The organism is Mycetocola reblochoni REB411, assembly GCF_900163835.1.
GTDB lineage: Bacteria > Actinomycetota > Actinomycetes > Actinomycetales > Microbacteriaceae > Mycetocola_B > Mycetocola_B reblochoni.
Genome location: NZ_FUKR01000057.1, coordinates 1 through 12026, shown reverse-complemented (window position 1 = coordinate 12026; position 12026 = coordinate 1). Strand labels below are relative to the sequence as shown.

At 70.3% G+C, this 12026-nt stretch carries 9 protein-coding genes and 7 tRNA genes; 4 read left to right on the top strand and 12 right to left on the bottom strand.

Annotated features, from left to right (window positions below; translation table 11 throughout):
* Positions 1-364 precede the first annotated feature (364 nt).
* The 7 genes from FM119_RS10295 to FM119_RS10265 all read right to left on the bottom strand — a co-directional run bounded on the left by FM119_RS10295 (position 365) and on the right by FM119_RS10265 (position 1907).
* Positions 365-436: transfer RNA gene (locus FM119_RS10295), tRNA-Val, on the bottom strand.
* Between the two features lie 37 nt (positions 437-473).
* A tRNA-Cys gene (locus FM119_RS10290) sits at positions 474-544 on the bottom strand.
* Positions 545-597: 53 nt separating this feature from the next.
* Positions 598-669 (bottom strand) — tRNA-Gly (locus FM119_RS10285).
* 198 nt (positions 670-867) lie between these two features.
* The gene (locus FM119_RS10280) at positions 868-1200 is read right to left on the bottom strand and encodes a hypothetical protein (protein WP_087137806.1); all 333 of its coding nucleotides are present in this window, start codon (positions 1198-1200) and stop codon (positions 868-870) included.
* Positions 1201-1602: 402 nt separating this feature from the next.
* A tRNA-Val gene (locus FM119_RS10275) sits at positions 1603-1674 on the bottom strand.
* Positions 1675-1711: 37 nt separating this feature from the next.
* Positions 1712-1782: transfer RNA gene (locus FM119_RS10270), tRNA-Cys, on the bottom strand.
* Between the two features lie 53 nt (positions 1783-1835).
* A tRNA-Gly gene (locus tag FM119_RS10265) sits at positions 1836-1907 on the bottom strand.
* A gap of 246 nt (positions 1908-2153) precedes the next feature.
* On the opposite strand from FM119_RS10265, the gene FM119_RS10260 reads away from it, so the two are divergent.
* A tRNA-Val gene (locus FM119_RS10260) sits at positions 2154-2226 on the top strand.
* 335 nt (positions 2227-2561) lie between these two features.
* Here FM119_RS10260 and FM119_RS10255 read toward each other — a convergent pair.
* On the bottom strand, positions 2562-4040 hold the full coding sequence (locus tag FM119_RS10255; protein ID WP_087137804.1) for an APC family permease: 1479 nt from the start codon (positions 4038-4040) through the stop codon (positions 2562-2564).
* A gap of 299 nt (positions 4041-4339) precedes the next feature.
* On the opposite strand from FM119_RS10255, the gene FM119_RS10250 reads away from it, so the two are divergent.
* From FM119_RS10250 to FM119_RS10240, 3 genes are read left to right on the top strand one after another with little or no spacing between them, the layout of a single operon-like run.
* Positions 4340-5608, top strand: coding sequence for a class-III pyridoxal-phosphate-dependent aminotransferase (locus FM119_RS10250; RefSeq protein ID WP_087137801.1), 1269 nt, complete (start codon positions 4340-4342; stop codon positions 5606-5608).
* The gene (locus FM119_RS10245; RefSeq protein ID WP_087137799.1) at positions 5605-6645 is read left to right on the top strand and encodes a phosphotransferase enzyme family protein; all 1041 of its coding nucleotides are present in this window, start codon (positions 5605-5607) and stop codon (positions 6643-6645) included. Before FM119_RS10250 ends, FM119_RS10245 begins: the two co-directional genes overlap by 4 nt.
* Before the next feature lie 11 nt (positions 6646-6656).
* On the top strand, positions 6657-7451 hold the full coding sequence (locus tag FM119_RS10240) for a GntR family transcriptional regulator (RefSeq protein ID WP_087137797.1): 795 nt from the start codon (positions 6657-6659) through the stop codon (positions 7449-7451).
* Positions 7452-7491: 40 nt separating this feature from the next.
* Here FM119_RS10240 and FM119_RS10235 read toward each other — a convergent pair whose 3' ends face one another.
* The 4 genes from FM119_RS10235 to FM119_RS10220 all read right to left on the bottom strand — a co-directional run.
* A complete protein-coding gene (locus FM119_RS10235) occupies positions 7492-8256 on the bottom strand; it encodes an SDR family NAD(P)-dependent oxidoreductase (RefSeq protein ID WP_087137795.1) in 765 nt (254 codons plus the stop codon).
* 221 nt (positions 8257-8477) lie between these two features.
* The gene (locus FM119_RS10230) at positions 8478-9710 is read right to left on the bottom strand and encodes an ammonium transporter (RefSeq protein ID WP_087137793.1); all 1233 of its coding nucleotides are present in this window, start codon (positions 9708-9710) and stop codon (positions 8478-8480) included.
* A gap of 208 nt (positions 9711-9918) precedes the next feature.
* Entirely contained in the window at positions 9919-10968 is a 1050-nt protein-coding gene (zapE, locus tag FM119_RS10225) for a cell division protein ZapE (protein WP_087137791.1), read from the bottom strand.
* A 51-nt stretch (positions 10969-11019) separates the two neighbouring features.
* The coding region (locus FM119_RS10220) for an alpha/beta hydrolase family protein (protein ID WP_143822682.1) at positions 11020-12026 on the bottom strand (1007 nt) is incomplete at its 5' end.

Sequence of the window (12026 nt, the reverse complement as noted above, 5' to 3'; positions counted from 1 at the left end):
GAAGAACAGGACCGCATCGCACGCCGACTCGCGTTCCTCGACGCGCAGATCGACGCAGGGCAGATCGAGTACGACCAGGCCAGAACGCACCTCGAAGACTGCCTCGCCCTGGCCGGTGACATGCACGCGATCTACATGAGCATCGATGATTCGCTCCGACGTATCTGCAACCAAGCGTTCTTCGAGCGCATCCACGTCTATGAAATCGAGAACACCGACAGGGTGGAGGCGGAGCCCGGTGAACCGTTCGATGCGCTCCTCGACCCAAAGCTCCACGCGGCAGCGCTGGCCTATGAGGCCAGCGTGCGCGCGGGGGATGATGTCAAACCTGCGGACGTCGCAAGTTTGAACATCGACACTTGGGTGGGCGATACTGGGATCGAACCAGTGACCTCTTCCGTGTCAGGGAAGCGCGCTACCGCTGCGCCAATCGCCCCGGTGCGGGCGTGAGCCCGTGTGGGTGGTGGATGTTGAGGTGGCGACGGGATTCGAACCCGTGTGGACGGCTTTGCAGGCCGCTGCCTCGCCTCTCGGCCACGCCACCAGTGTGGTTTCCCACGTACCGGAGACAGCCCAGGAGGCTGTTCCCAGCATCCGAGCGGATGACGAGATTCGAACTCGCGACCCTCACCTTGGCAAGGTGATGCGCTACCACTGCGCCACATCCGCATTCGACCGGTTTCCCGGTACGCACCAACCCTAGCGGATATCCCGCGGGCGTCATGCACCGGCTCGACATCGGCGCGTCGCGGCCGAATGAGCCTCGGGCCGCGCCGGCCGTCGTGCCACGCGTCGCACGCGAAGCGGAGTCGACGGCATCGATTCCTCTGACGGTAGCGGCCCGCGACGACGTGCCGGTGCTCGTCCTCAGGGCCGACGCAGAACCGAGTCGGCGATCCAGCCCTCCACGCCTGGGGCGTTGCGGCACCAGGATCGCGCGTGGCCGGAGTCCGAACGGATCAGCTCGACGATTTCTCCCCTGGTCGCACGGAGCGTGTCGCCCCGGTGCGCGTCGAGCAGCCCCCGACGCCGCGCAGCCGACGCGGCGTGACCGAGCACTCCCCCGTCGATGAGTCGGGGTGCGCCCTCGCCTCCTCGGTCCGCACCGGTCTTCTCAGCGTGAGTGTTTGCTGCCTGAGTCCGCGCCTGCGCCGGAGCGGTGGGCGCGACGGCGTGGTCGGCGATGACGATGTAGCGCATCCGGTCAGCTTGGCATTCACGGCCGACGCCGGGGCGAGGCGATTCCGAACGGTGAATCGTCGAGAGCACGCATCGAACACGCGTGGCGGTCTCCCGGTCGCGTGGTCGCCGTCCGGCCGTCACCGATTCTCGATTGGCCTCAACCGTGGTCGGGCCGGGGCGGCACTACGCGGGGCGATGCACCTGGACGGCGTATGGAGGAACGGCGGGCGAGCCGCTCAGAGTGCCTGGCACTCGTGGCCGGAGACAGCGAGCGTCGTCACAAGGAATGCCGCCGACGCTCTGCCCGAATGACCGTGGCGTTGACCGGTGTGGTCGTGGACTGTGCGGTAGAGGGCCGATGCTCAGAGGGCCGATGCTCAAATGGTCGGCGCTCTCGCGTGGGTTCAGGCCGATTTTGTGTGGGCGATACTGGGATCGAACCAGTGACCTCTTCCGTGTCAGGGAAGCGCGCTACCGCTGCGCCAATCGCCCCGGTGCGGGCGTGAGCCCGTGTGGGTGGTGGATGTTGAGGTGGCGACGGGATTCGAACCCGTGTGGACGGCTTTGCAGGCCGCTGCCTCGCCTCTCGGCCACGCCACCAGTGTGGTTTCCCACGTACCGGAGACAGCCCAGGAGGCTGTTCCCAGCATCCGAGCGGATGACGAGATTCGAACTCGCGACCCTCACCTTGGCAAGGTGATGCGCTACCACTGCGCCACATCCGCATTCACTCGGTCACCCGAGTGCTTAGAAACAATAACCCAGATGTCATCCGGGGCACAAATCGATGCACCCACGGGACGTGGCGGGCCGTCGAAACCGCGGTGATCACGGGGCTGGACCTCCAGGACGTGGCGGAATTCCCGGGCGTGGCTCGCGACGCCGACGCGCCCGACGCACGCACGGAGCCGCCCGGTTTCTCATTCGCCCGCAGACTCGGGTAGTGTCGTCCTGTGCCCGTCGGGCACTTTGGGCGATTGGCGCAGCTGGTAGCGCGCTTCCTTCACACGGAAGAGGTCGTCGGTTCGAGTCCGGCATCGCCCACCTCAGAGAAGCTCAGCGGCATCGTGTGACACCGCGCGTCGCCGCGGCTGTCGCTTTTGTCGGCCTGTGCGCTGCCGTTGGCGGGGTCAGTCAGCTCACGTCTGCGTTCCCGGCACGTCTGCGCTCCCCGCCTGCCCGCGCTCCGCAGCCGTGCACGGAGGACCGACGTGTGCGATCGAAGCCACGGCCACGGCTAAGCCGGCGGCCGCGCCGGTGGCAGCCGGGAGCCGTGTCGCCGGAGCACCGCAGCGGAGACAGCCCGACGGGCAGGCCTCTGATCCCTGTCAGAGTCCCGCCCGACGGGCGCAACGAGCACCGAACGCGTGGCCGGTCGACTAGCGGGCCAGCTGCGCGTAGTGCTCCGGGTCGCGCGCACGCATCCGGGTGGCGACCAGCGCTCCCCCGGCGAACGCCGCGACCACGCACACCGCCACGATGACGGCTGCCAGTGTGCTGCCGACGAGCAACGGCAGGTTCTGGACGACGACCGCGACGACGAGCCCGAGCGACACGAAGGCGACCGCCGGTGCGAGCAGTCCCCGCCAGAACCCGATAGTCGTCCCGCGGTTGCGGCGGAAGAACACCACCACTGCGAGGCTCGTCAACGCCATGAGGACGATGAGGCCGAGCGTGGCGGCTCCGGAGAACCAGGTGTACACCTGGGCGACGGGGTCGAGGCCGCCGAGCATGACCGCGATGCTGAGGGCACCGGTCACGATGCTGACCCACAACGACGCACGCGACGGTGCACGGTGCACCGGGTCGACGACGCCGAGCCGTGCCGGCAGCACCCGCTTGCCGGAGAGGGTGAAGACATAGCGGGTGATCACGTTGTGGAACGACAGCACGCAGGCGAAGAAGCTCGTCGCCAGCAGGACCTGCATGACGTCGCTGAGGATGGGGCCGACGAAGGTGGTGACGACGGCGAACACGACGTTCTCCGGGTCGGACGTCGATGCTGCGACGGCCTGCTCCGAGCCGATGCCGACGACGACGGCCCACGAGGAGACCGCGTAGAACAGGCCGATCCCCACGACGGCAATGTACGTCGCGCGGGGAATGGTGCGGTCGGGGTCCCTCGCCTCGCTGCGGAACACCGCCGTCGCCTCGAAGCCGATGAAGCAGAAGAAGGCGAACATGAGCCCGAGCGAGGGCGTGCCGCCGGCCAGCTCGGCCGGGGACAGGGAGCGTGCGGACAGTCCCTCGGCACCGCCCTGGGCGATGACGACGACGTCCATGATCACGACCGCGAGGGTCTCGGCGACCAGCAGAACCCCCAGAACCTTCGACGACAGCTCGATGTCGCGGTAGCCGAGCAGGCCGATGACCGCGATCGAGACGAGCGACCACAGCCACCAGGGCGATTCCCAGCCGGTGAATGCAGACAGGGCGTTCGCGGTGGCCACGCCGACGTAGGCGTTGACGCCGATGAACAGCAGCCCGTACGAGAGCAGGGCGAGCATCGCCGACCCGGTCCCGAGACGGCGGCCCATCCCCGCCTGGATGTAGGAGTAGAACGCGCCGGCGTTGGGGACGAAGCGCGTCATCGTCGTGTAGCCGACGGAGAAGAGCACGAGGATGGCGGTGGCGAGCAGGAAGTACAGCGGTGCGGCCATCGTCCCGCTGGTGGAGATCACGATCGGGACGTTGGCGGCGACGACGCCGAGCGGCGCGGCTGCGGCCACGACCATGAAGACGATCGATCCGACGCCGAGGCCCCTGTTGAGGGCCGCGTCGCCCGAGTCGATCGCGCCGCCCTCTGATCGGGCGCTGTCGGGGACGGTCGGGGGGCGGTGCGAACGGGAGGTGGTCATGGGTGTCTCCTCTGGTGCAGCGGACGGAGGTGCGTGGCGTCCCCGACCGGTGTCGGATCGTCGGGGTGTGTCGATTGTCGCCAGCCCGCGTTTCCGGCGCCGTGCCCGGGCGATTACCTCTCGGTCACAGCTTCGGTCCGCTTCCGGTCGGACCGCCCGCCCGGCGCGACAGGCCCTCGCGACCGGAGCCGGACCGATGGCGGACCGATTTCTTCTCGGTCCGACAACGGTCCCGAAACGGTCGCGAAACACCCCGGTCCTTAGCTGGGAGGGCACACCACCCCGACGAAAGGGACATCATGGCCTTCCCCCTCTCCGACTACGGATACTCCTCGAAGCAGGAGGTCCTGGACGACGCCAAGCGGTACTGGAACCCGGACAAGACGGCGTTCTGGCAGGACGAGGGAATCCCCCTGGTGATCGGCGAGCGAGAGGGGTACGTCCTGACCGACCTCGACGGCCACCGGCTCATCGACATGCACCTGAACGGCGGCACGTACAACATCGGCCACCGCAACCCCCGGGCGATCGCCGCGCTGACGCGCGCGCTCGAGCACGCCGACGTCGGCAACCACCACTTCCCCGCCGTGGCGAGGACGGCCCTGGCGAGGGAACTCGTCCGCACCGCACCCGAGGGCATCGAGAAGGTGGTGTTCGGCTCGAGCGGCGGCGAGTCCGTCGATCTCGCGATCAAGAGCGCCCGGTGGGCGACGGGGCGCCGGCGTATCGTGTCGATCCGCAAGGCCTACCACGGGCACACCGGACTGTCGATCGGGGCGGGCGATGAGCGCTTCTCCCGCCTGTTCCACGCCGACCGCTCGGACGAGTTCGTCCAGGTCCCCTTCAACGACCTCGATGCGATGGCCGAGGTCCTCGCCGCCGGCGACGTCGCCGCGGTGATCCTCGAGACCATCCCGGCGACCTACGGCTTCCCGCTGCCGGACCCGGGCTACCTGGCGGCCGTCGCCGAGCTCGCCCACCGCACAGGGGCGCTGTACATCGCCGACGAGGTGCAGACGGGCCTCATGCGCACCGGGGCGCTGTGGGCCATCACCAAATCGGGCGCACAGCCGGACATCATCGTCACGGGCAAGGGCCTCGGCGGGGGCATCTACCCCGTGACGGCCGCGTTGCTGAACGGCCGTGCGGCCGGCTGGCTCGAGGTGGACGGCTTCGCCCACATGGCCACCTTCGGCGGTTCGGAGGTCGGCGCCGCCGTGGCGCTGGAGGTCCTCGACATCGTGACCGCGCCGGAGACGGTGGCGAACGTGCGTCGGCAGAGCGCCCGGCTGGCCGACGCCTTCGCCGAGCTGATGATCCGCTTCCCCGGCGCACTCGTCGGGATCAGGCAGGACGGACTCGTGATCGGCCTGGAGTTCTCCCCCGCCATCGGAGGGGCGAAGCCGGTCATGCGCGGACTCTACGAGCGAGGTGTCTGGGCGATCTTCTCGACCCTCGACCCCGTCGTGCTCCAGTTCAAGCCGGGGCTGCTGGTCGACGACGACACGGTCGACCAGGCCGTCGCCGCGTTGACGGGAACACTGGAGTCCCTGGCGGTGCCCGCATGAGTGCGCCGGCCCTCCGCTCCCCCGGCACGGCTGAGGCCTGGGTCAGCGGGATCGACGCGGCGCTGGCCGCCTACGGTCTCACCGAGCGGGCCGTGGATTCCCGGCTGGTGAGCCTGTCCGAGAACGCCAGCTACATCGTCGAGCTGAGCGGGGGCGAGCGCATCGTCGTGCGCCTCCACCGCCCCGGGTATCGCCGTCTGGCGGAGATCGAGGGCGAACTCGCCTGGATCAGCGCCCTGCGCAGCGCGGGTGTGGTCGACACCCCGGCGATCCGGCCGAGCGCGACGGGGTCGCCCGTCGCGAGCTTCCGCAACGCCGACGGCCACACGCAGCACGCCGTCGTCTTCGAGTTCGTCGAGGGCACGAGCCCCGACTCCGGCGACCCGAGCGTGATGACGGCGGTCTTCGCCCGCCTGGGCGGACTGACCGCCCGGCTGCATCGGCATGCGATGGAGTGGAACGCCCCTGCGGGCTTCGAGCGGATGGAGTGGACCCTCGACACGGCCATTGGCGAGGCCTCGGCGTGGGCGTCGTGGCGGAGCAACCGCGAGGTGGACGACGCCACCCGTGAGCTGCTGGAGCGGGTCGAGCAGCGCGTCCGAACCGACATCGCCGACTACGAGGCGCGTGGCGGACGCACGGCGCTGCTGCACGGCGACCTGCCCGTGACGAATCTGCTGCTGCACGGCGACCGGCTGACCGTCATCGACTTCGACGACGCGGGCACGGCCTGGCTGATGTGGGACCTGGCGTGCGCGCTGTCCTTCATCGAGTCGGACCCGGCCGTCCCACAGCTGGTCGAGGCGTGGATCGGCGGGTATGCCGCGGCCGGGGAGTTGCGGGCCGAGGACCTCGCGGTGATCCCCGCGCTGGTCATGCTGCGCCGGCTGCTTCTCGTCGGCTGGATGGAGTCGCGTCAGGGCACGCCCGAGCACACGGCGATGGTGGGCAGCTACGTGCCCGACACGGTCCGGATCGGTTCGGCGTACCTCGACGGCCGCTTCCTCACCGACGTCGTCGACCACGCGGGCCGCTGAGGGGGGCGACCATGGCACAGGGGCTCGGACCGAACGCCGCGTCGGTCGCCGCGCGGCTGCGGACGATGATCGAGCGCGGCCACGTCATGCACGGTGGACGGCTCCCTCCGGAGCGGGAGCTGTCCACCCGATTCGGCGTGAGCCGGAGCACGGTGAGGGCCGCACTCGCGGCGCTCGAGAGCGAGGGCACGGTCCGGCGTGAACCGGGGCGGGGCGGCGGAACCTTCGCGCTGCACCCCAACGCGAACTGGCCGCTCGCCGGCGACGCTTTCGAGCACCCCATCGGCCCGGTTCTGGAGCGGCGCATGGGGCAGGGTCAGAAGCTCGCGGTGCCCGCGATGCTCCACGACCAGGGGTTCACGGCGGGCACACGCGTGCTCAGGACCCGGATCGAGCGGGCGGACGTCGAGGTGGCGGCCGCACTCGAGCTGGCCGAGGGGGCCGGCGTTGTCCTGGTCGAGCGGCTGCGCCTCGCGGACGCGCGCCCGCTGTCGTGGGAGACGATGTACGTGCCGCTGGAGCGGTTCCCCGACCTGCTCGAGCGCGGCGTGGGCGGGTCGCTCTGGGAGCTGTTCGAGACCGCCTACGGCGTCCGCTTCGGCCGTATCACCGAGCGCGTCGAGATCGTCCTCGCCGCGGAGCCGTACGCGGCCGTCCTGGAGGCCTCGCTTGGCCAGCCGATGCTGCGGCTGACCCGGGTCGCGCGGGACGCCGACGCCAGGCCGATCGAGTACTCGGTCGACGTCTTCCGGGGCGATAGGACCCGGCTGATCGTCGAGCCGGCGGTCGCGACGCGGCCGGAGTAGTCCCGCGGCCGGACGAGCCCGCGGGGCCCTCCCCTCGGTCCTACTCCACCCGCGTCTGCCCTCCGTCGACGACGACGGACTGCCCGGTGATGAACGACGCGCCCTCACCCGCGAGGAAGACCGCGAGGGCGGCGATGTCCTCGGGCGTGCCGAGCCGGCCGGCGGGGATGCGCTGGCCGAGCGCCGCGATCTCGGCTGGCGTGAACAGTGCGGCGAGGCCGTCCGTCATCACCGTCCCGGGGGCGATGGCGTTGACCGTGATGCCCAGTGGGGCCAGCTCGAGCGCCGCCGCGCGCATGAAGCCCTCCAGGCCCGCCTTGGACGCCGCGTAGTGCGTCAGGCCGGCGATCCCCGTGACGGGGCCGGTGATCGACGAGACGAGCACGACCCTTCCGCGGCCCGACGCGGTCAGCGCCGGGACGGACTCGCGGACGAGCGTCATGGCGCTGCGCAGGTTGACGGCCAGGACGTCGTCCCACGCCTCGGTCGTCATGCGCGTCAGCGGACGCTCCGGGTACACCCCTGCGCAGTGGACGATGACGTCGAGCCCGCCGAGGAGGCCGGTCGCCGCGCGCACGAGCTCGGACGCGGCCGCGTCGTCGCGGAGGTCGCAGGGCAGGTAGCTGGCGTTCGGGAGGGGCGCCGCCTGTCGCGGGCTGGTCGCGGTGTACACGACCCGGTCCCCTGCACGGAGGAAACCGCCGACGATGCCGGCGCCGATCCCCCTCGACCCGCCGGTCACCAGCACGCGGCGCGGAACGGAGGGGACGGTCGGGGCCGTGGGTGCTGCGTCGTGTGCGGTCATGCTCCGAGTACAGCCGACCGCCGTCACGACGGCGTTGCGTCACCGTGACCGTTCGGAGACGGCAATGGTCCGGTTACGGCCGGCCGCGGGAGTGTGCCCACGCGACACTCTCCGACGCGAGCGGGACCGTCGAGCGGAACCGCCGAGTCCAAGCGCCGGCACGACGACGCCGACGGGGCGGGATGCCATCGCATCCCGCCCCGTCGGCGTCGTCCGATCGATCAGACGCGGTCGAGAGCGTAGCCCTCCTCGCCGTGGACCGTCGTGTCGACGCCGGCGAGCTCGTCCTCGTTCGTGATCCGGAAGCCGATCGTCTTCTGGATGAGCGTCCCGATGACCCAGGCCACCACGAAGGAGTAGATCATCACGGCAAGCACGGGGATGACCTGGACGATCAGCTGCTGCACGCCGCCGCCGAGCACGAGGCCGGTGCCGGTCGCGAAGAAGCCGAGGAACACGGTTCCGATGAGACCGCCGACCAGGTGGATGCCCACCACGTCGAGCGAGTCGTCGAAGCCGAACTTGAACTTCAGCTCCACTGCCAGGGCGCAGAGCGCACCGGTGATGATGCCGAGCAGGAGCGCCCAGCCGGGGGCGAGGTTGGCACAGGCCGGGGTGATGGCGACCAGACCGGCCACGGCACCGGAGGCAGCACCGACCGAGGTCGCCTTGCCGTCCTTGAGCTTCTCGACGACGAGCCAGCCGATGATCGCGGCCGCGGTGGCACCGATGGTGTTGATGACGATGAGGCCGACGTTCTCCAGGCCGTTCAGCCATTCGGCGCCGGCGTTGAAGCCGAACCAGCCGAACCACAGGATGGACGCGCCGAGCATGGTCAGCGGGACGTTGTGCGGCTTGAGGATGCCCTTCTGGAATCCGACACGCTTGCCCAGCACGAGGGCGAGGGCGAGGGCCGCAGCACCGGCGTTCAGGTGCACGACCGTTCCACCGGCGTAGTCGATGACCTCGATGCCCGCATCCTCACCGAAGAGGGTCGTGCCGAGGTTCATGATCCAGCCGCCGCCCCAGACCCACGCGGCGATCGGGAAGTAGGCGAGCGTGGCGAACAGCCCGACGAAGAGCATCCAGGAGCCGAACTTCGCCCTGTCCGCGATCGCGCCGGAGATCAGCGCGATGGTGATGATCGCGAAGGTCGAGCCGTAGGCGACGCCGAGCAGGTCGGTGTTGGCCGTCTCGCCGCCGGACATCCCGGAGAGGCCGAAGTCGGTGAAGGGGTTCCCGGCGAATGACCACACGCCCTCGACGCTGGTCATGTTGTAGCCGTAGAGGATCCAGAGCACCGACACCAGGCCGAGGGCTCCGAAGCTCATCATCATCATGCTGATGACGCTCTTGGCCTTGACGAGGCCTCCGTAGAAGAACGCCACGCCGGGGGTCATCACGAGCACGAGTGCCGTGGCGACGATCCCCCAGGAAATGCTGCCGGTATCCATATCGGTTCCTTCGGGTCGAGGGCTGTGTGGTGCGGCCCTCCGTGGAGTGCCTGCTCCTGGAAGCATGCCGCTCGCACGTTTCCGGCACGATGTACCCGTGTTTCCCGGGTGTTACGGCTGTCGGGGTCGTGTAACAGGGCTGTTTCCCCGGCCCCGTTCGGGGGTGACGGTGGGCAAGCGCGGGCCTCCGGCCGCGCCTGACACCCGGTCAGTCCGCGTCGGCGGCGGAGGCGACGGAGGTGGACGCGAGCATGCGGGAGATGCAGCGGAGGTACTTCTTCCGGTACCCACCGGCGAGCATGTCCTCGCCGAACACGGTGTCGAGCGGGTCACCGGTGGCGACGATCGGCAGCTGCGCGTCGTAGATGCGGTCGATCAGTGCGACGAGGCGGAGCGCCTGCGTCTGGTCGTGCAGGGGGTGGACCCCGCGGATCCCGACGGCGGAGACCCCGGAGACGAGGTCAGCGAACGCCGAGGGGTGCACCCGCGCCAGGTGGTCCATGAGGGCGTCGAAGTCGTCGTCGGAGGCGGTGCCGCCCTCGCCCGCCGCGCGTCGCAGCGCCGACGGGTAGTCCGCGTCCGGCGTGGACAGCGCGTGGCCCTCGATGCTCCGGCGCCGGTAGTCGACGCCGTCGATCCGGATCGTGTGGAAGCTGTCCGACATCGCCTGGATCTCGCGGAGGAAGTCCGCGGCCGCGAACCGGCCCTCCCCGAGCGCGTTCGGAGGCGTGTTCGAGGTGGCGGCGACACGGGTGCCCGAGGCGACCAGCTCACCGAGCAGACGGGTCATCACCATCGTGTCACCGGGGTCGTCGAGCTCGAACTCGTCGATGCAGATCAGGGACGCGCCGCGCAGCGCGTCGACGGCGCCGCGGTAGCCGAGCGCACCGACGAGCGCCGTGTACTGGATGAAGGTGCCGAAGTACTTGCGCCTCGCCTGCATCGCGTGCCACGCGGCGGCCAGCAGGTGTGTCTTACCGACGCCGAAACCGCCGTCCAGGTACAGGCCCGGCTTCGCCTCCGGCGCCTTGCGGCGCGAGAACAGGCCGCGCTTCACCGTCGGCGCGACCCCGACGAACGCCCGCAGGGCCTCGCGCGCCTCCTCCTGGGAGGGGTGGTCGGGGTCGGGGATGTAGCTGTCGAAGGAGGCGGAGGCGAACTGCGGAGGGGGTGCCAGCCTCGCGGTCAGCTGATCGCCGCCGAGCTGAGGCGTACGGTCGGTGAGGCGGACGGTGCTGACCAGGGGCTGCGGGCTCACGGGTGTCCTTGCTGTCGGCGGAGGGCCGGCTCCGAACCGGCGCGTTCCAGGTTAGTCGGTGGCCGCCGGGCCGGGGCGGCCGAGCCCCGTGCTGTCCAGCCAGCCGTCGATGATGCGACGCCAGCGTTCCGGCTGGTCGTTCCAGATGCGGGTGTGCGTCGCGTTGGCGAACAGGTGGGTGGTCACCAGCTCGGGGCGGAGCTCGGCGAGCCGGGCCGAGGGCTCGGCCGGGACGAAGCCGTCGTCCGTGCTGTGCAGGATCAGCACGGGGACGTCGATCTCGTCGGCACGCCTGAGCATGTCCATCGCCGCGATGTCCGGGCCCTGCCGTGTGGCGGCACGACGTCCGAGGCTGCGCGCCGCCGCCGCTCCGATGACGCGCGGCAGCCGGTTGAGGGTGGCCTGGAATCGGATGACGTCCGTCCAGTCGACGACGGGAGAGTCGAGCACCATCCCGGTGATCAGCTCGCGGTTGCTCCCGTGCAGCAGGGTCTGGAAGCTGATCGCTCCCCCCATCGACCAGCCCATCAGGATCACCTCCGTGGCGCCGTGCGTCCTGGCGTAGCCGATGGCGGCGTCGACATCGCGCCACTCGGTGCTGCCGAGCCCGTAGCGTCCGTCCCTGCTCGGGATGCCGTCGGGATCGTTGCGGTACGACACGTAGAGGGCGGTGATGCCGTGGGCCGCCCAGATCGGCGCGGAGCGGAGTCCCTCCTCGCGCAGCGCCCCCCTGCCGTGGACGACCACGGCCCAGCGGCGCCCGTCGCCGGCGGGCACGAGCCAGGCCGGCATCGGTCCGAGCGGTGTGGGGACGTCGACGAGGCTGCCGGTGACGCCGGCGTCGTCCGGCCGGGAGTAGTAGTACGCGCTCAGGCGGTAGCCGGGACCGGGCGGCGGCGGCGTGCCGAGAAGTGCCCGGACGGCTCCCCCCGGCACTCGGCGCACGAGGTCGCCGACGAGGTAGCGCGTCCCGTCCTCGGCGATGAGCGAGTAGCGGCCGGGCGCCGTCGTCTCGGGACCGCCGGAGAGCGTCACCGTCCCCATCCCCGGCCCCTGCC